Origin of the sequence: Citrobacter sp. RHBSTW-00887 (assembly GCF_013728095.1) — a bacterium.
In the GTDB taxonomy this organism is placed as follows: Bacteria; Pseudomonadota; Gammaproteobacteria; order Enterobacterales; family Enterobacteriaceae; genus Citrobacter; species Citrobacter braakii.
This window is the reverse complement of the sequence record NZ_CP056267.1, coordinates 2,128,142-2,153,013: the sequence shown is the minus strand read 5'-3', so window position 1 is coordinate 2,153,013 and position 24,872 is coordinate 2,128,142. Positions and strand designations below refer to the sequence as shown.

Annotated in this window: 28 protein-coding genes and 1 riboswitch; of the genes, 16 read left to right on the top strand and 12 right to left on the bottom strand. The window is 53.7% G+C overall.

Annotated features, from left to right (window positions below):
• Positions 1-5: 5 nt before the first annotated feature.
• The 12 genes from HV314_RS10180 to pduF form a co-directional block, all read right to left on the bottom strand.
• Positions 6-791 (bottom strand): cobalt-precorrin-6A reductase, encoded by a 786-nt coding sequence (locus tag HV314_RS10180; protein WP_047357942.1) that lies wholly within the window; start codon positions 789-791, stop codon positions 6-8.
• Positions 788-1,513, bottom strand: a complete 726-nt coding sequence (locus HV314_RS10175) for a precorrin-3B C(17)-methyltransferase (protein WP_003030278.1) — start codon at positions 1,511-1,513, stop codon at positions 788-790. Before HV314_RS10175 ends, HV314_RS10180 begins: the two co-directional genes overlap by 4 nt.
• Positions 1,513-2,568 carry a cobalt-precorrin 5A hydrolase gene (gene cbiG, locus HV314_RS10170; protein WP_016153520.1) on the bottom strand — a complete coding sequence of 352 codons (1,056 nt, stop codon included), beginning with the start codon at positions 2,566-2,568 and terminating at the stop codon, positions 1,513-1,515. The genes HV314_RS10175 and cbiG overlap by 1 nt, the downstream gene beginning before the upstream one ends.
• Complete coding sequence (locus tag HV314_RS10165; protein WP_003030275.1) at positions 2,549-3,322, bottom strand: cobalt-precorrin-4 methyltransferase; 774 nt, start codon at positions 3,320-3,322, stop codon at positions 2,549-2,551. Before HV314_RS10165 ends, cbiG begins: the two co-directional genes overlap by 20 nt.
• Positions 3,315-3,884 (bottom strand): decarboxylating cobalt-precorrin-6B (C(15))-methyltransferase, encoded by a 570-nt coding sequence (locus tag HV314_RS10160; protein WP_016153521.1) that lies wholly within the window; start codon positions 3,882-3,884, stop codon positions 3,315-3,317. Before HV314_RS10160 ends, HV314_RS10165 begins: the two co-directional genes overlap by 8 nt.
• Positions 3,874-4,479 (bottom strand): cobalt-precorrin-7 (C(5))-methyltransferase, encoded by a 606-nt coding sequence (locus HV314_RS10155; protein ID WP_019077093.1) that lies wholly within the window; start codon positions 4,477-4,479, stop codon positions 3,874-3,876. Before HV314_RS10155 ends, HV314_RS10160 begins: the two co-directional genes overlap by 11 nt.
• A complete protein-coding gene (cbiD, locus tag HV314_RS10150; protein WP_016153523.1) occupies positions 4,473-5,609 on the bottom strand; it encodes a cobalt-precorrin-5B (C(1))-methyltransferase CbiD in 1,137 nt (378 codons plus the stop codon). Before cbiD ends, HV314_RS10155 begins: the two co-directional genes overlap by 7 nt.
• Positions 5,606-6,238: a cobalt-precorrin-8 methylmutase gene (locus HV314_RS10145; protein ID WP_008785140.1), complete on the bottom strand. Its 633-nt coding sequence runs from the start codon at positions 6,236-6,238 to the stop codon at positions 5,606-5,608. Before HV314_RS10145 ends, cbiD begins: the two co-directional genes overlap by 4 nt.
• 10 nt (positions 6,239-6,248) lie before the next feature.
• Positions 6,249-7,208, bottom strand: coding sequence for an adenosylcobinamide-phosphate synthase CbiB (cbiB, locus tag HV314_RS10140; protein ID WP_181547956.1), 960 nt, complete (start codon positions 7,206-7,208; stop codon positions 6,249-6,251).
• The gene (locus HV314_RS10135; protein ID WP_181547955.1) at positions 7,205-8,584 is read right to left on the bottom strand and encodes a cobyrinate a,c-diamide synthase; all 1,380 of its coding nucleotides are present in this window, start codon (positions 8,582-8,584) and stop codon (positions 7,205-7,207) included. Before HV314_RS10135 ends, cbiB begins: the two co-directional genes overlap by 4 nt.
• An 88-nt stretch (positions 8,585-8,672) precedes the next feature.
• A riboswitch (cobalamin riboswitch) is annotated at positions 8,673-8,847 on the bottom strand.
• A gap of 332 nt (positions 8,848-9,179) precedes the next feature.
• Entirely contained in the window at positions 9,180-10,091 is a 912-nt protein-coding gene (gene pocR, locus HV314_RS10130; protein ID WP_181547954.1) for a transcriptional regulator PocR, read from the bottom strand.
• Between the two features lie 201 nt (positions 10,092-10,292).
• Complete coding sequence (gene pduF, locus HV314_RS10125) at positions 10,293-11,102, bottom strand: propanediol diffusion facilitator PduF (protein WP_016153527.1); 810 nt, start codon at positions 11,100-11,102, stop codon at positions 10,293-10,295.
• 525 nt (positions 11,103-11,627) lie between these two features.
• On the opposite strand from pduF, the gene pduA reads away from it, so the two are divergent.
• The 16 genes from pduA to pduS are packed head-to-tail and all read left to right on the top strand — an operon-like array spanning position 11,628 to position 24,872.
• Complete coding sequence (pduA, locus tag HV314_RS10120) at positions 11,628-11,909, top strand: propanediol utilization microcompartment protein PduA (RefSeq protein WP_003030255.1); 282 nt, start codon at positions 11,628-11,630, stop codon at positions 11,907-11,909.
• Positions 11,909-12,721 (top strand): propanediol utilization microcompartment protein PduB, encoded by an 813-nt coding sequence (gene pduB, locus HV314_RS10115; protein WP_016153528.1) that lies wholly within the window; start codon positions 11,909-11,911, stop codon positions 12,719-12,721. The genes pduA and pduB overlap by 1 nt, the downstream gene beginning before the upstream one ends.
• A gap of 18 nt (positions 12,722-12,739) precedes the next feature.
• Positions 12,740-14,404: a propanediol dehydratase large subunit PduC gene (gene pduC, locus HV314_RS10110; protein WP_003030249.1), complete on the top strand. Its 1,665-nt coding sequence runs from the start codon at positions 12,740-12,742 to the stop codon at positions 14,402-14,404.
• A gap of 10 nt (positions 14,405-14,414) precedes the next feature.
• Positions 14,415-15,089 carry a propanediol dehydratase medium subunit PduD gene (gene pduD, locus HV314_RS10105; RefSeq protein ID WP_003844241.1) on the top strand — a complete coding sequence of 225 codons (675 nt, stop codon included), beginning with the start codon at positions 14,415-14,417 and terminating at the stop codon, positions 15,087-15,089.
• Between the two features lie 14 nt (positions 15,090-15,103).
• A complete protein-coding gene (pduE, locus tag HV314_RS10100) occupies positions 15,104-15,622 on the top strand; it encodes a propanediol dehydratase small subunit PduE (RefSeq protein WP_016153529.1) in 519 nt (172 codons plus the stop codon).
• A 15-nt stretch (positions 15,623-15,637) separates the two neighbouring features.
• A complete protein-coding gene (locus HV314_RS10095; RefSeq protein ID WP_181547953.1) occupies positions 15,638-17,470 on the top strand; it encodes a diol dehydratase reactivase subunit alpha in 1,833 nt (610 codons plus the stop codon).
• Complete coding sequence (locus tag HV314_RS10090; protein ID WP_046275690.1) at positions 17,460-17,810, top strand: glycerol dehydratase reactivase beta/small subunit family protein; 351 nt, start codon at positions 17,460-17,462, stop codon at positions 17,808-17,810. The genes HV314_RS10095 and HV314_RS10090 overlap by 11 nt, the downstream gene beginning before the upstream one ends.
• 19 nt (positions 17,811-17,829) lie before the next feature.
• Positions 17,830-18,105, top strand: coding sequence for a propanediol utilization microcompartment protein PduJ (gene pduJ, locus HV314_RS10085; protein WP_001057752.1), 276 nt, complete (start codon positions 17,830-17,832; stop codon positions 18,103-18,105).
• 24 nt (positions 18,106-18,129) lie between these two features.
• A complete protein-coding gene (locus HV314_RS10080) occupies positions 18,130-18,600 on the top strand; it encodes a BMC domain-containing protein (RefSeq protein ID WP_181547952.1) in 471 nt (156 codons plus the stop codon).
• Positions 18,600-19,232 (top strand): phosphate propanoyltransferase, encoded by a 633-nt coding sequence (locus HV314_RS10075; RefSeq protein ID WP_016153533.1) that lies wholly within the window; start codon positions 18,600-18,602, stop codon positions 19,230-19,232. The genes HV314_RS10080 and HV314_RS10075 overlap by 1 nt, the downstream gene beginning before the upstream one ends.
• A complete protein-coding gene (pduM, locus tag HV314_RS10070; protein WP_049040282.1) occupies positions 19,229-19,720 on the top strand; it encodes a microcompartment protein PduM in 492 nt (163 codons plus the stop codon). The genes HV314_RS10075 and pduM overlap by 4 nt, the downstream gene beginning before the upstream one ends.
• Before the next feature lie 3 nt (positions 19,721-19,723).
• The gene (locus HV314_RS10065) at positions 19,724-19,999 is read left to right on the top strand and encodes a EutN/CcmL family microcompartment protein (RefSeq protein WP_003030211.1); all 276 of its coding nucleotides are present in this window, start codon (positions 19,724-19,726) and stop codon (positions 19,997-19,999) included.
• Between the two features lie 8 nt (positions 20,000-20,007).
• Positions 20,008-21,015 carry a two-domain cob(I)yrinic acid a,c-diamide adenosyltransferase PduO gene (gene pduO / locus HV314_RS10060; RefSeq protein ID WP_181547951.1) on the top strand — a complete coding sequence of 336 codons (1,008 nt, stop codon included), beginning with the start codon at positions 20,008-20,010 and terminating at the stop codon, positions 21,013-21,015.
• On the top strand, positions 21,012-22,397 hold the full coding sequence (pduP, locus tag HV314_RS10055) for a CoA-acylating propionaldehyde dehydrogenase PduP (protein WP_075848389.1): 1,386 nt from the start codon (positions 21,012-21,014) through the stop codon (positions 22,395-22,397). The genes pduO and pduP overlap by 4 nt, the downstream gene beginning before the upstream one ends.
• A 10-nt stretch (positions 22,398-22,407) precedes the next feature.
• The gene (locus HV314_RS10050) at positions 22,408-23,520 is read left to right on the top strand and encodes a 1-propanol dehydrogenase PduQ (RefSeq protein WP_053389619.1); all 1,113 of its coding nucleotides are present in this window, start codon (positions 22,408-22,410) and stop codon (positions 23,518-23,520) included.
• Entirely contained in the window at positions 23,517-24,872 is a 1,356-nt protein-coding gene (pduS, locus tag HV314_RS10045; RefSeq protein WP_181547950.1) for a cobalamin reductase PduS, read from the top strand. The genes HV314_RS10050 and pduS overlap by 4 nt, the downstream gene beginning before the upstream one ends.

The following is a 24,872-nucleotide window of genomic DNA, read 5'->3' as shown; positions in this document are numbered from 1 at the left end:
ACTCCTTAAGCAGCGGCCAGCCAGCGCGTTAAACGCGCCCCGAAGGCGGCCTGACTTTCCAGTAACTCTTCTCCCGTCACCAACGGTGCCGGACGTGTAATCACGATGCAGGGGATACCAGCATCGAGACAGGGTTGAACTTTTTCCTGATAACCACCTTCCGCACCGGATGCCTTAGTGATCACCACATCAGCCTGACATTGGCGATAAAACGCAGCGTTGAACTCGGCGCTAAACGGCCCGCACAATGCAAAAATCTCACCGACGCCAAATCCCAGGTCCGCGCATTGCTGAATAACCTCGGGTACAGGCAGGACGCGCGCCAGCAGCGTTTTTTCAGGCAACCCTTCGCGCCAGATAGCCAGATCTTTACTGCCGGTCGTCAGCAGCACGCGGTCACCGAAGCGGCGCGCAACCTCGCAGGCTTGCTGAATACTCTGTACGGTATAAAGCTGCGGATGGGTTAAACCGCTTAACTGCTCAGGACGTTGATAGCGGCTCAGCAATACCCCCGCTGCTTCGCAGGCGTTCATGATGTTGCGGCTCACCACCTCGGCATACGGATGCGAGGCGTCTATCACCCAGCGCGTCTGATTTTCCTGTAGCCAGGCAATCATTTGTTCGCGTTCCAGACGTCCGCAGCGCACCTGACCTTTGATATCTCCCGCCAGCTGCTTCCCCGTTGGGGTCGCAACTGACAGGGTGTAGGCCACATTGGCTGCGTCCAGTTGCTGGCACAGCATGCGCGCATCGCTGGTACCGCCCATGACCAACACATCACCGTAATTCACAGCACATAACCTCGTGGCGTGATCATCAGGCCGTCCTGAACATAGGTTGTTTTGTTGCCAACGATCACAAGGCTGGTCATATCAACCGGTTCAAAGTCCATTTCACCCAGGGTGGTCAACCATTTTTCCTGTTTTTTACGTCCGGCTGACTTCACAATACCCACCGGCGTTTGCGCGCTCTTGCTGGCAGAAAGCAGCTCAAATGCGCGCGCCAGATGTCCTTCGCGACCCCGACTGCGCGGGTTGTAGAAACAGATTACAAAGTCTGCTTCGCCGGCAGCCACTATGCGTTTTTCGATAACTGGCCACGGAGTTAACAGATCGCTCAAGCTGATGTGGCAGAAGTCGTGCATCAACGGCGCGCCCAGCAAAGAGGCGGCGGCAATGCTTGCCGTCATTCCTGGGATCAGCCTGACCTCAACGTCCAGCTTTTGCTTGCTGACAAGCTCAAGCACCAGCCCGGCCATACCGTAAATCCCTGCATCACCGCTGCTGATCAGCGCCACATTGTGACCTGCCTGCGCCAGTTCGATCGCCGCCTGGCAGCGTTCAATCTCTTTGCACATCCCGGTTTTGATCACCTGCTTGTCGCCAGTGAACGCTTTTACCAGGTGGGTGTAGGTTTTATAGCCAACGATGATTTCCGCTGCCTGCAATGCTTCAACGGCTTCCATGGTCATCATTGCCTGCGAGCCAGGGCCAATTCCAATTACGCTTAACATCAGTGTGAAACTCCCAAAGTGATAGTGACGCCCTGTTCTCGCAGGGTCTCGCCTAACAGTTTTCCGTGGCTCAGCAGCCAGGCTGCAGGACCGGAAACGCTTCCTGTACCCACCGTTTTGCGAACAAACGATGAGGCCGGGAAGCGGTGTTCATGCTCACGCAGCGCGTCAGCAGTAAAGGTTTCGAAAGGAACGCGACAGCACGATGCCAGTTGGATAAGTCCCTGTTCATCTTTTTTCAGCGTGATACTGCCAATCGCTTTAAGCGCCAGCGGATCGAGCTGCTGGGCCTCGAGTTGCCTGGCAAGCAGCGCGGCCAGCAACGGGAACGGCGTGTCACGACGACAACCAATTCCGGCCACAACACGCTGCGGCACCAGCTTCCAGTGCGGAACAGGCAGATCGGGTAAGTTGGTGCGTAAGGTGATACACACCAGCGCATCCAGTTCAGGAAGCTGATTGAGATCGGTTACCGTGATAAATCCGCGCCGGTCGCAATGACTGACATCCTGCGTCAGTTCATCATCCCACCACAGCCCAACCCGCTTGTTACTGACCAGCATCTGATTAACGATCTTCACCGCCGAACGGAAATCACTCATCCGGGCATTCAGTTGAAATGCCAGCGTATCCAGTGCCGCCATATCGTTGACATCCGTCGCCGTGGTGATCACCGGATCGGCGCCCAACATGCCCGCCAGATACCGCGCCAGCGCATTGGCACCGCCCGCGTGACCGGAGAGCAGGCTGATGACATGCTGGGCGCGTTCATCAATGACCACCACCGCCGGATCGCAAAATTTGTCGTTGACCAGCGGGGCCAGCACGCGCACCGCAATGCCGGTCGCACCGATAAAAATCAGCGCCGAGTAATTCGCAAACGCTTCGCGGGCGGTATTCGCAAAGCCGTTTTCGAAAGGAATGAATCCCTCCTCCAGCAGCTTTTCACTGGTAAAACAGGTGACCGGCAGCATGGCCGCCAGACGTTTTGCCAGCGTAACGCCTCCCGGGGTCAGGCAAAAAAGCGCAATTGACTCAGGCTTTACGGTATTCATGGCTAAAGTCCGCCGCATAGAGTTTGGAGTAGTGATACTCCGAGCCCAGGAAATTACCGACCAGAATAAGAGCCGTTTTACGGATGCCCGCATCACGAACCTTGTCGCCAATATCCGCCAGGGTACCGCGCACGGTCTGGCTTTCCGGCCAGGTTGCCTTGTAGATCACCGCCACGGGCGTGGTCGCCGGATAACCGCCTTCAATCAAACGCTCGGCCACACGATGAATACGCTGAACGGACAGGTAAATCGCCATAGATGTCTGGTGACTGGCAAATGACTCCAGCTGTTCGCGCTCCGGCACCGGCGTGCGTCCTTCCAGGCGGGTAATGATCAGGCTCTGTGAGACCTCAGGCACGGTATACTCAACGCCCAGCTCCGCCGCCGCACCAAGGAATGCGCTGACGCCGGGCACCACCTGCCAGTCAATCCCGCGTTTGGTCAGTTCCTCGCCCTGCTCGCGCACGGAACCGTACAGCGAAACATCGCCGGTTTGCAGACGCACCACGGTCTTACCCGCTTTCACTCCGGCTTCCATCAGATCAAGGATCTGCTCCAGATGCAGTTCAGCGCTGTCGTGGCATTCAGCACCAGCAGGACAATATTCCAGCAGTTCGGTGTTAATCAGCGATCCGGCGTAGATAACAACCTGCGCCTGCTGTAGCAACCGGTAACCTTTGAGGGTAATCAGCTCGCGATCGCCAGGACCTGCGCCAACAAACCACACGCTACGGGGATCAAAAATCTCAGACATGGTTTCCTTCCTTCTGACAGGCGATAACAAATACGGGGTTATTCGGTTTGAAATAGTGACCACTGCCAAGCGTGGTAAGCGAGGAAACCTGTAGCTGCAGGCAATCCACTCCCGGTACGCCAAGATGGTCCAGATGTGCCAGCGCGGTGTTGAGGTTTTCCTGGAGGATGAATGTCATCACCAGCCGCCCTGCGGGATGCAATTGACGCATTGACCAGTCAATCAGTTCAGTCAAATGGCCACCGCTGCCGCCCATGAAAATGGCATCGGCTTTTTCAGCGATGGTCATCGGCGCAACACCGGGAAAAATGTCGATGTTTGCACAGGCAAAATGCTGGCGGTTTTCATCCAGCAGCCTGAGCGCCGCCGGGTTACGCTCGATTGCCGTCACGCGCAATCCAGGGTATTGCAGCGCGGCTTCTATCGACACGCTGCCGGTTCCCGCGCCAATATCAATCAGGTGACTGGCGCGGTGTAATTCAAGTTTTGAGAGGGCAAGTGCACGTACCGCTTCTTTGGTCATCGGCACTTTCTCTCCACGTAAAAACAGCTCATCTTTCATCAAGGATCACCACTGCATTCATGTCATAGTCGGCGTTAACTTCGTTCACAGGCAGGAAATGGATCCGTTCGTTTTCCATTGCCAGGTTTTCGCCAATCACCATCCAGCGATGTCCCTTGCCTCGTGCAATGAGCTGCTGCGCAATTTCACGCGGGCCGCACTGCGCATCTGTCACCATCGCCACCTTGTTATGTCGCGCCAGTTCATCGAAACAGACGCTGCGACCATGGCTACTGGTCAGCCACATATCGTTCATATCAATACCGGACTGCGCACACAGGTACTGCACCGCGCTAATACCGGGAATAATGCGCACATTTTCAATACCGAAATGCGCCACCATGCGCGTCCCGATGCCGTAAAACAGCGGATCGCCAGATGCCAGCACCACAACGCGTTGTTCCTGGTGCGCGCAAATCCAGTTCAAAAGTTCGAGAATATTGGCGCCGAGAACAAACTGTTCACCGGTAAAATCCGGGAATTGCTGCAAATGTCGCTTTCCACCGACCAGAACATCAGCCGTTGCGACCGCTTCACGCGCCGCAGGCGTCATCAAATGCAAACCGGCTGGTCCCATCCCTACAACGGTTAACATTGCATCTCCTCAGCAATCTCTGCAACCGGGCGATTACTTCCAAGCACCTGATTATCAAAAGAGAACATGATGGCGTCACAGGTCGGGGGATTTTTGGTAAAGCGCAACGTTTGCAGGACGCGCATACAGATGCGCTTAGCCAGATGGTTGTAAATGTGCTGAAAACCGTATGCTTCTATGTGTTCCATCGCCGCCTCGGTGGTATCGCAGTCGCTGACCAGCGTGAGCAGTTCCAGCGGCGCACCCAGTAATGCGAGGTGGGCCACCAGCGTTTCCATGCGAGCATCGGCAATATGGCTGTGGGTATGAAAGATCCCCGCCGCAATTTTGACGAGCTTACCAGGGTGTCCCACCAGCACAATTTGTCGGAACCCCAGACGTACGGCTTCTTCAATCATGTAGCCGACAAAATTGCTCATAGTGACCACAACCTGGGTGTCGATCCCCATCTGCTCACGCACAAAACGTTCGCCGTGGTTTCCTGGCACCAGTACGACACGCTCCAGCCCCGCCGCTCGCTTAATTTCCAGCTCCAGCGACAGTGAACGTTTCCAGCTTTCTTCTGACATCGGCGTGACGATCCCAGTCGTACCAATGATCGAAATGCCGCCCAGAATGCCAAGGCGGGAGTTGTAGGTTTTTTGCGCCCGCTCTTCGCCTTCCGGCGCGAAAATTTCAATTTGCGCCCCACGATTCGGACCAATCGCCTCACGAACCGCAGACTCAATGGTCTGGCGAGGTGTGCGATTAATCGCCGAACTGCCCACTGGCAGGCCGATCCCTTTGCGGGTTACCGTGCCAACGCCTTCCCCGCCCTGAAGGGTTATCTCTTTGCTATCGTTTAACGTCACGCGGGCAAAAATCAGCATGCCGTGAGTGGCATCCACATCATCGCCACCGTCTTTGCGGATGGCGGCTATCGCCTGCTGTCCTTCGATATGCGGTGACTCTACGTTCAGACACAGCGTCACACCTGATGGCGTCACGATAGAAACCTGATGGATCAGGTGTTGGCGCAATACCATCAGCGCCGCCACTTTTGCCGCCGCCGTCGCGCACGATCCCGTGGTATATCCTTTACGCAGCGCTTTACCGTTGTGCCACACAGGCGTATCGAAGGACTCGCTCATCGCGCCCCCTGCATGTGATAAAGCATGGCGTTGACGATCGCGGCGGCGACGTTACTTCCCCCTTTACGACCTAACGCAGCAATGGCGGGTAGATTGCTTTGGGTCAGTGCATCTTTCGACTCTTCTGCACCGACGAACCCAACCGGTACGCCAACTACGCCACTCACGGCCACATCATGCTCAAGCAGGCGGAACAGCGCTGTCGGCGCGTTGCCAAACACAAACAGCTTTTCACCCTCTTCCTTCACCGCAATGTCAACGGCCGCCATTGACCGGGTAATGCCCTGCTCTTTTGCCGTCCGCACGACCCGCGGGTCGCTGATGTAGCAGCGGCATTCGCCACCGAATTTTGCCAGCAGCGTTTTATTAATCCCGGAAAGGGCCATAGTGGTATCGGTATAAATCACGCTCGAACGGCTAAGCGCCGCACAGAACTGCTCCAGCACATCACTGGAAAACCACAGAATGTCCAGCCAGTCGAAATCCGCTGTCGTGTGAATGACCCGCTTGATAATGGCTTCATGTAACGGGCTGGCAAACTGATAGTCCGGGCGGGTTTCACGGATGATCTCGCCAATAATGTCGAAACTTTTGGCCTCAATCGCCTGGGGTTGCTGGATATATTGCATTGTGTTGTCCTCAGGCTACACCGACCAGCAGCCACCGCAGCGCAATAAACAGCGCCAGTGCCAGCATCGATGCCACCCACATCAATCGAATCGTATGGGAAATGTCGTCTACCGAAATGTCGCGTTGTGCATCACCGATCCACGGTTTCTCAACGCGCTCGCCAAAGTAGTCATTAGGACCACCCAGACGAATTCCTAATGCCCCGGCAACGGACGCTTCTGACCACGCGCAGTTTGGGCTGCTGTGGTTGTAGCGATCGCGCCAGCCAATCTGCCAAGCACGCGCGCCGTCCTGGCGACATAAAAATGCCGCTGCGCCCAGCAGCAGCCAACTTAGTCTCGCGGGAATATAATTTGCGACATCGTCCAGACGAGCGCTGACCATACCGATAGCGCGGTATTTTTCATGTTTGTAGCCCACCATGGAGTCAAGGGTGTTTACCGCTTTGTAGGCCATCGCCAGAGGCGCACCGCCGAGGAGCAAGAAGAACAGCGGCGCGATGATGCCATCAACGGTGTTCTCAGCCACGGTTTCCACTACGCCGCGATTGATCTGCTGTGGCTGTAATTGCGAGGTATCACGTCCTACAATCCATGACAGCTTTTCCCGACTTGCAGCAAGGTTACCGGCACGTAGCGGACGCTCGACATCCTGCGCGGCGTTTGCCAGGCAGCGCCCGGCCAGCACGGTAAAGATCATCCAGACCTCAACCACCCAACCAAGCCAGGGATGAATAGAGTGCGCCAGCGCCAGTACTCCCCAGGACACAGCCCAGGTCAGCCCCACCACCACAATCCACATCACCCCGCCACCGATGCGTAGCGCACGGTCGCTATGGCAGTAACGCCGAACAACTCGCTGCACCGCAGAAATCAGATTGCCAATCCAGCGCACCGGATGCGGCCAGTTCTGCGGATCGCCGATGATAAAATCAAGCAGCCAGGCAACACACCACGCGAGGATGGTCATAGTGCGCTCCTCGCGGCTGCCAGCCAGTGGTTAAGCATCTGCGGACGTTGAGCAAAATGAACGTGTAGATAGCTGGCAAAGGTATTTCCCACCTGCCAGCCGCCGGACCAGGCTTGCAGCGTTTTGCCATCGCGCACTTTGCGACAGTTCATCACCGCGGAGGTTTCAGGGGTAAAATCGGAGTAGTGGAATTCATGTCCGCGCAGCACTTCGCCTTCTGCAGCTAACAACGTTTGCTGCGCGGCCTGCGCTTCGCAGTAGCCAAATCGGGTCAGACGTTTTCCCATTTTGCTGTGACCGGGAATGATATCCGCCATCAGCCAGGTATCACCCTGGCTGTCTTCCAGCGAACTGCCGAGATACATCAGCCCCCCGCACTCGGCATAAATCGCGACACCCTGCTGGTGCGCCGCCCGCAGTTGGTTAAGCATTGCAACATTACGGGCCAACGCCGCAGCATGTAACTCAGGATAGCCGCCACCCAGCCAGATCATCTGACAGTCGGGTAAACAGGTGTCGTGCAACGGACTAAAACGGACAATTTTAAGCCCCGTGCGCTCCAGTAGCACAATGTTGTCTGGGTAGTAGAAGTTGAACGCTTCGTCATCGGCGATGGCAAGCGTTAGCCCTGCCCCGGCGTCTGCGGCGGGCAACGCTGGCCATTCACCAGCAGGAAGCGTGTCTAACTGGCTTAATCTCAGCAGCGCGTCGATATCAAGGGTTTGCTCCAGCGTCGCGGCAAACGCCTGCCACGGCTGCTGGTTGATAACCGACTCACGCGCGGTAACCAAACCCAGATGACGCTCGGGAAGCGCAACGCCTTCCATACGGGGAACGTAGCCTAAGACGGGTACAGCGCAGTAACGCTCAATCGCCACTTTCAGGAGCTGGTAATGCGTTTCGCTGTTAACCCGGTTAACAATAACGCCGGCAATATTCAGGGTTGGATCAAAATGCTGAAACCCCATTACCGCCGCGGCGATCGAGGTGGAAACGGCTTTGCCATCAACCAGTAGGATAACCGGACAGCCTAACTGTTTGGCCATCGCGGCGGTGCTGCAGTAGTTTGGGTCGGTGCCGTATCCGTCATACAACCCCATAACGCCTTCAATAACGGCGATATCCGCATGTTGCATGTGCTCGCGAAATAAAGCATTCAGGGTGGGGACGGGAAGCATGAAGCTATCAAGATTGCGGGAAGCAGTGCCGCATACCGCGGTATGCCAGCCGGTATCAAGGTAATCGGGGCCTACTTTACAAGGCTGGACGCGTAAACCGCGTTTTTTCAACAAGCTCAACAAGCCCAGCGTCACCGTGGTTTTACCACAGCCGCTTCCGGTACCTGCAAGAACAAAAGCGTGAAAATTGGCCGCCATACCCTGATCCTGTTCAGGGTGGTAGGGGTGTAAAGATACCCAGTCTCTCGACTGTATGCATCTGAACCACCCACTTCCCACCGAAGTTGTTGGTAGTCACTGACAGGCAGGTCTTCTGGCTTAGCGTCATCCTCACCCGTCCTTCCCAATCTTGCGATCAGTGGTCAATACGGGGTCGTCAGCATCACAGCAGCGGGGGCTGCGGGGGATTCTCACCCCCTTCCCTACCACAAATGTGGCAAACCTGTCAGTTCAAGAGCCTGATTAATTAAGCTCTCTGTTATGAGGTAAATTCACGACCTCATGACAATAATTCAATTTAATATCTTGCCGGGTTCATTCAACCAATTACCTGGCATAAACCCACTTATTCATATGCTCGCATTCTGAATGAAAGTGCCAACAAAGAATAAAGAAAGTCATTCACAGAGACACTGTATCTCATCACAAAAATAAAAACTGGTGCAGTTTATCCCTCTAATACTATTATTTTGTTGCGCTATGACAATTTATTGACTGCTGTCGCTACTTTTCATTTTATAATGACTGGCATAGCGCCCTATATCAAAAATCGGCAATAGCAAAATATTGCTACTTAAGCGGACTCGCCACGTGAAATGACATTTATTTGCTGGCGAAATGCCTGCGGCGTGACCTGATACGTTTGACGAAAAACTTTGCAAAAATAACTGGTTTGCGAAAATCCTAAATTACGCGCAATACTGGCTATGCTCCAGTCACTGTGCCAAAGCAGCTCTTTTGCACTGGCCATTCGCTGCTGGTTTACCCATGCGTTAAAACCGATCCCATGATATTTTTTGAACAATTTGCTGAAATAGTAAGGGCTAAGGTAAACATGAGAGGCGACATCCTCCAGACGCAATTCGTCTGATAAATGCGCATCAATATAGCGCAGTGCTTTTTTCATTTTGCTGTCATGAGGATTGGTACTGCGGTTAGCTCGTACCGGCTCTGACTGCTGCGGGTTATCTTTGATAACCACAAAATTAAGTTGTTTCTTAAGGCAATTTTCCACGATGAGCTTCAGCAGATCCGCTGAGGCGATGACTCGCGAATAATCCATTTCCGGTACATTACGAAACTCGTTGACCAGTTCGGGATCGGCTTGCCAGCGGTCATCTACATTCAGAATATCAACCAAACCGACATCGTTACTTAAGCGTACCTGGCCACAAAGCACAAACCCTACCAGGTGCCCCGCAATGACCAGCGGAATTGAGAAATCGGTAAGTCCGGCGTGACAGCGATAGATGCAGGGTTGATCGGATTTAGAGGCTTCCAGCCCTCCACAGCGATCGCTCATACGACAACGGGTACTGTGCTGAGGATGCTGACGCATCAACTGGCAAAAAGGGGTGAAATTAAAAAGCTCAGAAATTTCATCACCGTGAATATTGACAACCACAACGGCCAGACTGGTGGCCTGCGCAAAATCCTGTGCGATTTTATTAATGAGTTCTGAGTTCAGGGCACTCGCAGAAATCATGATAAAACCTCTCAGTTAATTTATTGTTATAAATAAAACATATTATTCACATTCGTTTTCACCCTGCCATCCTGAGCATTGATGAAAGTCGTAATTGAACATAACAAAAGTCTCCCATTCTTGGGAGACTTTTTGGGCAGTTCAGGATACCGGATCACGAAAACAGTTTTTACTTTTCAAAAATAAACTTCTTCTGTGAAGCTAGCTCTCATTTTCGTCCAGCTTACACGTATTACACGGTAAATTTTTGCCAATCAAATAACGATAAATTGCTGCACCCGCGCACGCGCCGATGATAGGGGCCACAATCGGTACAATGAAATAAGGGATATCACGCCCACCGGTCATCGCAACATCTCCCCACCCGGCCATCCAGGCAAATAATTTAGGACCAAAATCACGCGCCGGATTCATCGCAAATCCGGTGAGCGGACCGGTGGATGCGCCGATAACAGCAACCAGAATACCAATCAGCAATGGTGCCAACGGACCTTTAGGCACGCCGTTACCGTCGTCAGTCAGCGCCATGATCATCCCCATAAGAATGGAGGTAATCACCACTTCGACCAACGCTGCCTGCCAGACGCTGAGCGCCGCCGCAGGATAAGTACTAAAAATACTGGCAAGGTGCAGGCTTTCCAGACTGCCGCGCACCATCTGGTGGGCCGACTCATACTCGGTAAACAGACTGCCGTAGAGCAAATAAGCCAGCAAAGCGCCACCAAAGGCCCCCGCGACCTGCGCCACAGTGTAAGGTAATACTTTGCGCCCCGGAAAACAGGCAAACAGCCACAGCGCGATGGTGATAGCAGGGTTGAGATGCGCGCCAGAAATCCCGGCCGTCAGGTAGACTGCAAGCGAGATCCCCAGCCCCCAAATGATGCAGATTTCCCACAATCCCAGGCTGGCACCTGCGACTTTCAGAGCGCTCAGGCAGCCAATACCAAAAAACAAAAACAGCCCGGTACCCAAAAACTCAGCAATGCATTGCGCTTTTAGTGAATCGTTCATTGTGACACCTTCTAAGCAGAGTTCGTGTCTTTACCAGCGGACTCCTTACTGGCAAGTAGAATACTTCGAGGCTTACTATAAAAGGCCATATCAGCAAATTGTTGGCATTCTGCGGATAGCTTGCCCTTTAAAATCGTGGCGCAATAGCAAATTCTTGCTACACACTTTATTAAAACATTAGAGTCAATCGGGATTTCGCGTATTACACGGACATTTTCAAAACAATAAAATATTGCTATTAGCAGAAATCTGTTTTCAAACCACCATCACAATTTCATTTTTTTCGCATAGCAAATGATATTTATAATGTCACCAGAAAAAGTGTAAATGTGGAACTGACATAACTAAATAATCACATCAATAAAATTTAATATACCCATTAAAAACAACAAGTTAAAATAATTAATAGCAATTTTATATCACCTTGCCTCTATTATTTTTTCACTCTCAATTTCAAGTCAGCCATTCTTTTTCCTCGCTTCTTTTTATAGTCATGAACATCGGGACAACCCAGGCGAGGTCTTTATGCAACAAGAAGCGTTAGGAATGGTAGAAACCAAAGGCTTGACTGCAGCCATAGAGGCCGCAGATGCAATGGTGAAGTCAGCCAATGTAATGCTGGTCGGCTACGAAAAAATTGGTTCGGGGCTGGTAACAGTCATTGTCCGCGGCGATGTTGGCGCAGTCAAAGCAGCAACAGATGCAGGTGCCGCCGCAGCACGTAATGTGGGAGAAGTGAAAGCCGTACACGTCATCCCACGCCCTCACACCGATGTAGAAAAAATCTTACCGAAGGGAATTAGCTAATGAGCAGCAATGAGCTGGTTGATCAGATCATGGCGCAGGTGATTGCTCGCGTGGCAACGCCGGAACAGCAGGCTATCCCTGAAAATAATCCTCCAACACGAGAAACGGCTATGGCAGAGAAAAGCTGCAGTTTAACGGAGTTTGTCGGTACTGCGATTGGCGACACCGTCGGTCTGGTAATCGCCAACGTGGACAGCGCCCTACTGGACGCAATGAAACTTGAAAAACGGTATCGCTCCATTGGCATCCTTGGCGCGCGTACTGGTGCAGGCCCGCACATCATGGCCGCAGATGAAGCGGTAAAAGCCACCAATACTGAAGTCGTCAGTATTGAGTTGCCACGTGATACCAAAGGCGGCGCGGGTCACGGTTCGCTGATTATTCTCGGCGGCAACGATGTTTCCGACGTGAAACGCGGAATTGAGGTTGCGCTGAAAGAACTGGATCGCACCTTTGGCGATGTTTACGCCAACGAAGCCGGTCACATCGAAATGCAATACACCGCACGCGCCAGCTACGCGCTGGAAAAAGCCTTTGGTGCACCGATTGGCCGTGCCTGTGGCGTGATCGTCGGCGCCCCGGCATCCGTTGGTGTCCTGATGGCTGATACTGCGCTGAAATCCGCCAACGTGGAAGTTGTGGCCTACAGCTCCCCTGCCCATGGCACCAGCTTCAGTAACGAAGCCATTCTGGTCATTTCAGGCGATTCCGGCGCTGTGCGTCAGGCCGTTATCTCCGCCCGCGAAATCGGTAAAACCGTACTCGGGACCCTCGGCTCAGAACCGAAAAACGATCGTCCGTCCTACATCTGATATCAGTGAGGCTGATTCATGAGATCGAAAAGATTTGAAGCACTGGCGAAGCGCCCTGTGAATCAGGATGGCTTCGTTAAGGAGTGGATCGAAGAAGGCTTCATTGCGATGGAAAGCCCGAACGACCCTAAACCGTCGATTAAAATCGTCAACGGTACAGTCACAGAACTGGACGGCAAATCCGCCAGTGAATTTGACTTAATTGACCATTTCATTGCCCGCTATGGCATTAACCTGGCGCGCGCTGAAGAAGTCATGGCGATGGACTCAGTAAAACTTGCCAATATGCTTTGCGATCCTAACGTGAAGCGCAAAGACATTGTGCCGCTGACCACCGCAATGACCCCGGCAAAAATTGTCGAAGTGGTGTCCCATATGAACGTCGTTGAGATGATGATGGCCATGCAGAAAATGCGTGCTCGTCGTACACCGTCTCAGCAGGCGCACGTCACTAACGTTAAAGATAATCCGGTGCAGATTGCCGCTGATGCGGCTGAAGGCGCCTGGCGCGGATTTGACGAACAGGAAACGACGGTTGCCGTTGCGCGTTATGCACCCTTTAACGCCATTGCGCTGTTAGTCGGCTCACAGGTTGGGCGCCCTGGCGTATTAACCCAGTGCTCGCTGGAAGAGGCGACCGAACTTAAACTCGGTATGTTAGGCCACACCTGTTATGCGGAAACCATCTCTGTCTATGGTACTGAACCCGTCTTTACCGACGGCGATGACACGCCATGGTCGAAAGGTTTCCTCGCCTCTTCCTACGCCTCACGCGGTCTGAAAATGCGCTTTACCTCCGGTTCTGGCTCAGAAGTTCAGATGGGTTACGCCGAAGGTAAATCGATGCTTTACCTCGAAGCCCGCTGTATTTACATCACCAAAGCCGCTGGCGTACAGGGTTTACAAAATGGTTCAGTAAGCTGCATCGGCGTGCCTTCCGCTGTGCCGTCAGGCATTCGTGCGGTGTTAGCTGAAAACCTGATCTGTTCCTCCCTGGATCTGGAGTGTGCCTCCAGCAACGACCAAACCTTTACCCACTCGGATATGCGTCGTACTGCCCGCCTGCTGATGCAGTTCCTGCCGGGTACTGACTTCATTTCTTCCGGTTATTCCGCTGTGCCGAACTACGACAACATGTTTGCGGGTTCGAACGAGGATGCCGAAGATTTTGACGACTACAACGTCCTCCAGCGAGACCTCAAGGTAGATGGGGGTCTGCGTCCGGTTCGTGAAGAAGACGTTATCGCCATTCGTAATAAAGCGGCACGTGCACTGCAGGCCGTCTTTGCCGGGATGGGATTACCGCCAATCACTGATGAAGAAGTAGAAGCGGCGACTTACGCCCACGGTTCGAAAGATATGCCGGAGCGAAACATCGTTGAAGATATCAAGTTTGCGCAAGAGATCATCAATAAAAACCGTAACGGTCTGGAAGTGGTGAAAGCCCTTGCTCAGGGCGGGTTTACCGATGTCGCTCAGGACATGCTCAACATCCAGAAAGCCAAGTTAACCGGGGATTATCTGCATACCTCCGCCATTATCGTTGGCGACGGACAGGTGCTATCCGCAGTAAATGACGTCAATGACTATGCCGGTCCGGCAACAGGTTATCGCCTACAAGGCGAACGCTGGGAAGAGATCAAAAACATCCCTGGCGCACTTGATCCCAACGAGCTTGGCTAAGGGGTGAAAAATGGAAATCAATGAAAAGCTGCTGCGCCAGATAATTGAAGACGTACTGTCTGAAATGCAAACCAGCGACAAACCCGTCTCATTCCGCGCATCGACAGCGGCTAGCGCACCACAGGCTGCAGCGGCACAGGGCGACAGCTTTCTGACCGAGATTGGCGAAGCCAAACAAGGCCAGCAGCAGGACGAAGTGATTATTGCCGTAGGTCCCGCGTTTGGACTGTCGCAAACCGTCAATATCGTAGGGATCCCGCATAAGAACATCTTGCGCGAAGTGATTGCGGGTATTGAAGAAGAAGGCATTAAAGCGCGCGTTATCCGCTGCTTTAAATCCTCCGATGTGGCATTTGTCGCCGTGGAAGGTAACCGTCTGAGCGGTTCCGGGATCTCTATCGGCATCCAGTCAAAAGGCACCACGGTAATCCACCAGCAGGGGTTACCGCCGCTTTCTAACCTGGAGCTGTTCCCTCAGGCACCACTTCTGACGCTGGAAACCTATCGTCAGATCGGTAAAAACGCCGCGCGTTATGCCAAGCGTGAATCTCCGCAACCGGTCCCTACTCTGAATGACCAGATGGCTCGTCCTAAGTACCAGGCGAAATCGGCCATTCTGCACATTAAAGAGACCAAATACGTCGTGACGGGCAAAAACCCGCAGGAACTGCGCGTGGCGCTTTGATAAAGGATAACTCCATGAATACCGACGCAATTGAATCGATGGTTCGGGATGTGCTAAGCCGGATGAACAGCCTGCAAGGCGAGTCCGCGACGCCGGTCGCGGCGAGTTCATCAGCACATACCGCGAAAGTCACGGATTACCCTCTCGCGAATAAACATCCTGAGTGGGTAAAAACCGCAACCAACAAAACTCTGGATGACTTCACGCTCGAAAATGTTCTGAGCAACAAAGTGACGGCGCAGGACATGCGCATCACCCCTGAAACGCTGCGCCTTCAGGCGGAAATCGCCAAAGATGCCGGACGTGACAGACTGGCGATGAACTTCGAGCGTGCAGCTGAGCTAACCGCTGTACCTGACGATCGCATTCTTGAGATCTACAACGCGCTGCGCCCATACCGCTCAACGAAAGACGAGCTGATGGCCATCGCCGACGATCTCGAAAATCGTTATCAGGCAAAGATCTGTGCAGCTTTCGTTCGTGAAGCGGCAGCGCTGTACGTTGAGCGTAAAAAACTCAAAGGCGACGACTAACTCAGGGACAGGATCATGCGATATATAGCTGGCATTGACATAGGCAACTCATCAACGGAAGTCGCTCTGGCTACCCTCAATGAGTCTGGCGCACTGAGCATCACCGGCAGCGCGCTGGCAGAAACCACCGGAATTAAAGGCACATTACGTAATGTGTTTGGTATTCAGGAGGCACTTTCGCTGGCAGCAAAAAACGCCGGTATCAATGTCAGCGATATTTCGCTAATCCGTATTAACGAAGCCACCCCGGTCATTGGCGACGTCGCGATGGAAACGATAACCGAAACCATCATCACTGAATCCACCATGATCGGCCATAACCCTAAAACGCCGGGCGGCGTCGGATTAGGCGTTGGCGTCACTATTACGCCGGAAGACCTGCTCAGCCGTCCGGCGGATACGCCCTATATTCTGGTGGTGTCATCGGCCTTTGATTTCGCCGATGTCGCCACGATGATTAATGCCTCCGTCCGCGCCGGATACCAGTTAACTGGCGTTATTTTGCAGCAGGACGATGGTGTGTTGGTCAGTAATCGTCTGACCCACCCCCTGCCTATCGTCGATGAAGTCCTTCATATCGACCGCATCCCGTTAGGTATGCTGGCTGCCATTGAGGTCGCAATTCCAGGAAAAGTCATTGAAACGCTTTCTAACCCTTACGGGATTGCGACCGTTTTTGGCCTCAACGCCGACGAGACTAAAAACATTGTCCCGATGGCGCGGGCGCTGATTGGCAACCGTTCTGCCGTGGTTGTGAAAACACCGTCAGGTGATGTGAAAGCACGAGCCATTCCTGCCGGAAATCTGGAGCTACAGTCACAGGGTCGTACCGTACGGGTCGACGTTGCAGCTGGCGCTGAAGCGATTATGAAAGCGGTTGGTGAATGCCCGAAACTGGATAACGTCACCGGAGAGGCTGGCACCAATATTGGCGGCATGCTGGAGCATGTGCGCCAGACAATGGCTGAATTAACTAACAAACCCAGCCACGAAATTTTTATTCAGGACCTGCTGGCAGTCGATACCTCGGTTCCCGTCAGCGTGACCGGCGGGCTAGCCGGTGAGTTCTCGCTGGAACAAGCTGTCGGCATTGCTTCCATGGTGAAATCAGACCGCCTGCAAATGGCGATGATTGCTCAGGAAATCACGCAAAAGCTCAACATTGACGTCCAGGTTGGCGGCGCCGAAGCCGAAGCTGCCATTCTGGGGGCCTTAACCACCCCCGGCACGACGCGACCACTGGCTATTCTGGACCTCGGTGCAGGATCGACCGATGCCTCCATCATCAACCCGAAAGGCGAAATTATTGCCACGCACCTGGCGGGTGCGGGCGATATGGTCACGATGATTATTGCCCGTGAACTGGGGCTGGAAGACCGTTATCTCGCTGAAGAGATCAAAAAGTACCCGCTGGCGAAAGTCGAGAGCTTGTTCCATCTTCGCCACGAAGATGGCAGCGTCCAGTTCTTCCCTACACCTCTCCCACCAACGGTTTTTGCCCGCGTATGCGTAGTAAAACCCGATGAACTGGTGCCACTGCCAGGCGAACTGGCGCTGGAGAAAGTCCGGGCCATTCGCCGCAGCGCTAAGGAACGCGTTTTCGTCACCAACGCACTCAGAGCGCTACGTCAGGTGAGTCCGACCGGGAACATTCGGGATATTCCCTTTGTGGTGCTGGTTGGCGGCTCATCCCTGGACTTTGAAGTTCCGCAACTGGTCACCGATGCGCTGGCACACTATCGCCTGGTTGCCGGGCGCGGCAACATTCGTGGCACCGAAGGTCCGCGCAACGCGGTCGCGACAGGGCTGATTCTCTCCTGGTACAAGGCATTCGCTCATGGAAAGTAATCTCACCACGCCAGCCATCGTTATCTTCGCCACTGCTGGATGCACTGACGTCTGGAGTGATGTGCTGCTGGGTATTGAAGAAGAAGGGATCCCCTTTGTGATTCAGGAGAGCCCGTCAACTGACGTTATCCACAACGCATGGCTGGCGGCTTGCCACTCGCCGCTGCTGGTTGGCATTGGCTGCAGTCGCGAAAAACTGGTCGTGCACTATAAAAACTTACCCACATCAGCGCCACTATTTACGCTGACGTATCAACAAGATAACCATGCCCGACGCAGCATTGGTAATAACGCTGCGCGGCTGGTTAAAGGCATTCCGTTTCGGGAATGCCACTCATAACCCACAGGAGAAAAGCAGTATGAATAACGCACTGGGACTGGTTGAAACAAAAGGGCTCGTCGGCGCTATTGAAGCCGCTGATGCCATGGTGAAATCCGCAAACGTGCAGTTGGTTGGTTACGAAAAAATCGGCTCAGGCCTTATCACCGTTATGGTTCGCGGCGATGTCGGCGCAGTGAAAGCTGCCGTAGATGCAGGAAGCGCTGCAGCAAGCGCCGTTGGCGAGGTGAAATCCTGCCACGTTATCCCACGTCCGCACAGCGACGTTGAAGCCATTTTACCTAAATCCGCATAAGTCGTTGCAACCAAGGAGCACAGCGTGAAGCAATCACTGGGATTACTTGAAGTTAGTGGTCTGGCATTAGCCATCAGTTGCGCGGACGTCATGGCGAAAGCCGCCTCCATCACGCTGGTGGGCCTCGAAAAAACCAACGGTTCAGGCTGGATGGTGATCAAGATAATCGGGGATGTGGCCTCCGTCCAGGCGGCCATTTCCACCGGTGTCAGTTTCGCTGACCAGCGAGATGGACTGGTGGCTCACAAAGTCATATCCAGACCAGGGGATGGCATTCTGTCACATAGCGTCACCCCGGAGTCTGAGTCTGAGCCAGTGCCCGCCCCGACACCGGTCGTACCACATGAAGAGATGACTGAGGACCATGCAGCGCCCGAAGCGCCGCAAGATGCAGAGTTGATTAGCTGCAATCTGTGTCTTGACCCTGCCTGCCCCCGTCAAAAAGGCGAGCCGCGCTCTCTTTGTCTGCACTCAGGCAAACGAGGTGAAGCGTGATGGATAAACAGCAACTGGAGACAACGGTCACCAAAGTTCTGGATGAAATGCGTGAGCGCCCTATTCCGCTAGGGATCTCTAATCGTCATATTCATCTATGCGCTGAAGATTACGACCGCTTGTTTCCCAATCACCCTATTAGTGAGAAAAAAGAGCTGCTGCAGCCCGGACAATATGCAGCAGACCAGACCGTCACACTGGTGGGACCAAAAGGTCAGTTAAAAAATGTGCGCTTACTCGGCCCACTGCGTAGCACCAGTCAGGTCGAAATTTCTCGTACCGACGCTCGTACGTTGGGAATTGCTGCTCCACTACGGATGTCAGGCAGTATCGAGGGCACGCCAGGCGTTCGCCTTATCAGTCCATTTGCTGAACTGGACTTAGCATCCGGGGTAATCGTCGCCCAACGCCATATCCATATGTCGCCGCTCGATGCCCTAATCCTGCGCGTTTCCCATGGCGATAAAGTCTCTGTTGCCATTAATGGCGATGAACGTCGACTGATTTTCGATAACGTCGCCGTACGCGTTTCGCCGGATATGCGCCTTGAGATGCATATCGATACCGACGAAGCCAATGCTGCGGGCGCAGATAATCCGCAGGCATTTGCCACACTGGTGAGCCCACGATGAACAACGAACTGCTGCAACGCATTATCGAGGAGGTTGTTTCCCGATTAAAAAAACGCGCGGAAAGCACGCTCTCGCTTAGCGTCGCGCAGTTACGGGAAATCGAACCACGGACATTGTGCTGCCAGTACTCGTCGCTCCACCTCCTGCAGGCGGACCTGCCATTGCTGGAGCAAATTGCCGAGGGCTGCGCGGACAACATGTCGGTGGTAACGATCCACGAAGCGCTGGCATGCGGAGTCCGCGTGAAAATTTCACTACAACACCGATTGTTACCCGCAATCCCCGTTAGAAAACTTGCGCGTCTGCCTCTGGAGTTCAGCGACGAGCTGGGGCGAATCATCGTTTTGCATCCTGACAAACTTCTCAGCTATGCCGACGTCGCCCAACTGAAGGGGGGCGTTCTGGTGCTACGTCGTCGATGTGTCGTGACGGCTCTGGCTCAGGACGCCGTCGGTACGCGAAATGTCCAATTAATTAAGCAGGAGTGAGCTATGCATCTGGCACGGGTTACAGGCGTTGTGGTTTCCACGCAAAAATCCCCATCACTGGTGGGGAAGAAACTGTTGCTGGTACGTCGGGTGAGTGCGGACGGAGAGCTTCCCGCGTCCCCTGTGAGTGGAGATGAAGTCGCGGTTGATTCTGTCGGCGCTGGAACTGGAGAACTGGTATTACTCAGCAGTGGCTCCAGCGCCAGACACGTTTTTTCCGGCCCTAATGAGGCCATCGATCTGGCTATCGTCGGCATTGTCGACACGCTTTCTCGTTAGGAGGAACTATGGCGATTTATACCCGCACTGGCGATGCCGGCACAACGGCCCTCTTTACCGGGCAACGCGTGAGCAAAACGCACCCGCGCGTCGAGGCTTACGGTACGCTGGACGAACTTAATGCGGCGCTTAGCCTGTGTGTTTGCGCAGCGAAAAACCCGCAGCACCGCCAGTTACTCGAAAACATTCAACTGCAGCTTTTTTGGTTCAGCGCCGAGCTGGCAAGCGAAAGCGAACAGCCAGCGCCAGAGCAGCGCTACATCAGCTCAGAAGAAATTGCCGCGCTGGAAGCCGCCATTGATACCGCGATGGGGAGAGTGCCCCCCCTACGCAGCTTTATTTTACCTGGCCGCAGCGAAACCGCCAGCCGTCTGCACTTTGCCCGCACGCTGGCCCGCCGCGCAGAGAGGCGACTGGTCGAACTCTCCACCGAGATTTCCGTCAGACACGTGCTGATGCGTTATATCAATCGCCTCTCCGACTGCTTATATGCGCTTGCACGAGCAGAAGATCATGACGCCCATCAAAACAACATTATTCAGAAAGTGGCGGAGCGTTATCTCGCAGCCATCCGTACATCAGCCACCAGGGAGCCGGCTATGTCTCTGTCTTTTCAGGAACTCCACCAACTCACTCGCGCTGCGGTAACGAGAGCAGAAGAACTTCAGGTTCCGGTCGTCATCAGCATTGTTGATGCGAATGGGACCCAAACGGTGACCTGGCGCATGCCTGACGCATTACTCGTCAGTAGCGAACTGGCACCGAAAAAAGCCTGGACCGCCGTGGCAATGAAAACCGCCACGCATGAGCTGACATCGGCAGTGCAGCCAGGCGCCGCGCTTTACGGTCTGGAAAGCCATATGCAGGGAAAAGTCGTCACCTTCGGTGGCGGGTACGCATTATGGCGTGAGGGGTTACTCCTTGGGGGTCTTGGCATCAGCGGGGGAAGCGTTGAGCAGGATATGGACATTGCAGAAACGGCCATTGCGGCAATTAACGTGAGAACACATCAATGAACACTTCAGAACTTGAAACCCTTATTCGTAACATTTTGAGTGAGCAACTTGCCCCGGCAAAAGCAGAAGTTAAGGGTAATGGAATTTTTCCGTCCGTTAGCGAAGCGATCGATGCCGCTCATCAGGCTTTTCTGCGTTATCAGCAATGTCCATTGAAAACCCGCAGCGCCATCATTAACGCCCTGCGAGAAGAGCTGACGCCTCACCTTGCTTCATTGGCTGCTGAAAGCGCTGCCGAAACGGGAATGGGCAACAAAGAGGATAAGTTCCTTAAAAATAAAGCTGCGTTGGACAATACCCCGGGCATCGAAGATCTCACCACCACAGCGCTTACCGGCGACGGCGGCATGGTGTTATTCGAGTATTCACCCTTTGGCGTGATTGGTTCCGTCGCCCCCAGTACCAACCCGACTGAAACCATTATTAACAACAGCATCAGTATGCTGGCTGCGGGAAATAGCGTTTATTTTAGCCCACATCCAGGTGCAAAAGCGGTCTCACTGAAGCTGATTACCATGATTGAAGATATTGCTTTTCGCTGCTGCGGGATTCGGAATCTTGTCGTCACGGTCACAGAACCCACTTTTGAGGCTACCCAGCAGATGATGGCGCACCCTAAAATCGCAGTTCTGGCGATTACCGGTGGTCCAGGCATTGTTGCTATGGGCATGAAAAGCGGGAAAAAAGTCATTGGCGCAGGCGCAGGCAATCCTCCCTGCATTGTTGATGAAACAGCCGACCTGGTTAAGGCGGCGGAAGATATCATCAATGGCGCATCCTTTGATTACAACCTCCCCTGCATTGCTGAGAAGAGTCTGATTGTTGTTGATGCCGTTGCCGAACGACTGGTTCAACAAATGCAGTCTTTTGGCGCGATGCGACTCAATAGCGAAGAGACAGACAAACTGCGCACAGTTTGTCTGCCAGAAGGAATAGCCAATAAACAACTGGTAGGGAAAAGCCCGGCAACCTTACTGGAAGCCGCGGGAATACCGGTTCCGGCAAAAGCACCTCGATTACTGATAGGTATCGTCAAGGCTGACGACCCATGGGTTACCAGCGAGCAACTGATGCCAATGCTCCCCATCGTAACGGTGAGCGATTTTGACAGCGCGTTAACGTTGGCCCTGAAGGTTGAAGAGGGATTGCATCACACCGCCATTATGCATTCGCAAAATGTGTCACGTCTGAACCTTGCCGCGCGCACGCTTCAGACCTCCATTTTTGTGAAAAATGGCCCCTCTTATGCTGGGATTGGCGTTGGTGGTGAAGGCTTTACCACCTTCACCATCGCAACGCCGACCGGCGAAGGAACGACATCTGCGCGCACTTTCGCACGCTCTCGTCGTTGCGTGCTGACAAACGGTTTTTCTATTCGCTAATGGGGCCGTTATGAAAAGCTTTTCACTGCAAACTCGATTGTACAGCGGCCAGGGAAGCCTGGATGTGCTTAAGCGCTTCACGAATAAGCATATCTGGATTATCTGCGATGGTTTTCTCGCGCGTTCTCCCCTGATTGAAAAGCTGCGCGACGCGCTGCCAGCGGATAACCGCATCAGCATTTTCAGCGATATCACCCCCGATCCCACCATTAACACGGTAGTACAAGGGATTGCGCAAATGCAGTCCCTACGACCGGACGTCGTAATTGGTTTTGGCGGTGGCTCTGCACTGGACGCCGCAAAAGCCATCGTCTGGTTCAGCCGACAGTTCGGTATTGAGATTGAAACCTGCGTTGCAATTCCCACCACCAGCGGCACGGGATCGGAGGTGACCAGCGCCTGCGTGATTAGCGATCCGGATAAAGGCATTAAGTATCCATTATTTAATAATGCGCTTTATCCGGACATGGCCATCCTTGATCCGACGCTGGTCGTCAGCGTTCCACCAGCCATAACAGCGAATACCGGCATGGACGTATTAACGCATGCGCTGGAGGCTTACGTGTCCACGAAAGCCAGCGACTTCACCGATGCGCTGGCTGAAAAAGCGGCACAAATTGTCTTCCAGTACCTGCCTGTCGCCGTCAGCAAAGGCGACTGCCTGGCAACCAGAGGAAAAATGCACAACGCGTCAACGCTCGCGGGAATGGCATTCAGTCAGGCTGGTCTGGGTATCAATCATGCGATTGCCCATCAGTTGGGCGGCCAGTTTCATCTGCCCCACGGACTTGCCAATGCGCTGCTGCTGACCCATGTCATTCATTTTAATGCCCGCGATCCGCGGGCTGCGAAGCGCTATGCCCGTTTCGCTAAAGCCTGCCACCTATGCCCGGATAACGCGAACGATACGGCGGCACTGAATGCGCTAATTCGTCATATAGAGCTACTCAAAAAACAGTGTGCGTTACCTTCTTTTGCTGACGCGCTTAAAGACGGAAAGCAAGCCTGGTCACAACGTATACCGTCGATGGTTCAGGCCGCGCTGGCTGATGTCACGCTGCAAACCAATCCTCGTGTTGCCGACGCCAGCGCCATGCAGGAACTGCTTGAGGAATTATTATGAAGACAGCCATGACGGCAGAGTCCACGCTTTATGATGCGCAGACAATTCGCGAACGCGTTCGCGCAGCGGGTGTTGTCGGGGCCGGAGGCGCAGGCTTTCCTGCTCACGTAAAATTACAGGCGCAGGTCGATACGTTTCTGGTCAATGCGGCAGAATGTGAACCGATGCTGAAAGTTGACCAGCAATTGATGGCCGTTCAAGCTGAGCGACTTATCCGTGGCGTTCAATATGCCATGACGGCTACCCGGGCCAGGGCCGGTATTATTGCGCTCAAAGAGAAATATCAAAAGGCTATCAATGCGTTAACGCCCCTTCTGCCTGTCGGGATCCGCTTACATATTTTGCCTGATGTCTACCCGGCTGGTGACGAGGTTTTGACCATCTGGATGGCAACGGGCCGGAGAGTTCCGCCTGCCGCGCTGCCGGTCAGCGTCGGCGTGGTGGTCAATAACGTCCAGACTGTACTCAACATCGCCAGAGCCGTTGAGCAGCAGTATCCGGTTACGCGCCGTACCCTGACCGTTAATGGCGCGGTCGCCAGACCAATCACTCTGACCGTCCCTATCGGAATGTCTTTACGTGAGGTTCTGGCGTTGGCAGGTGGTGCTACCGTTGACGAGCCCGGTTTTATTAACGGTGGTCCGATGATGGGCGGCCTGATTACCTCACTGGATACCCCAGTCAGCAAGACCACCGGGGGACTGTTGGTTTTACCAAAGTCTCATGCGTTGATTCAGCGGCGGATGCAGGATGAACGCACCGTGCTTTCCGTCGCAAAAACCGTTTGCGAGCAGTGTCGTTTGTGTACGGATTTGTGCCCAAGGCATTTGATCGGCCATGAATTATCGCCGCACCTGCTGGTTCGCGCGGTTAATTATCAGCAGGCGGCCACTCCGCAGTTACTGCTCACGGCCCTGACCTGTTCAGAATGCAATGTATGTGAAAGCGTAGCCTGTCCGGTTGGGATTTCACCTATGCGAATTAACCGCATGCTTAAACGCGAGCTACGGGCGCTCAACCATCGTTATGAAGGGCCGTTAAATCCTGAGGATGAAATGGCGAAGTATCGGCTTATTCCGGTGAAGCGCCTTATTACCAAACTGGGCCTTAGCGACTGGTATCACGATGCGCCACTGACTGAGACTGATTATCCCACGGATAAAACGACGCTGTTGCTACGCCAGCATATTGGTGCCAGCGCCATCCCATATGTACAGCAGGGCGAACACGTTGTTCGCGGTCAATGCGTTGCCGATGTGCCGTCCGGTGCATTAGGCGCACCTGTCCACGCCAGTATTGACGGTATTGTCAGCGAAATTACTGAGCAATCCATCACGGTAATAAGAGGTTAA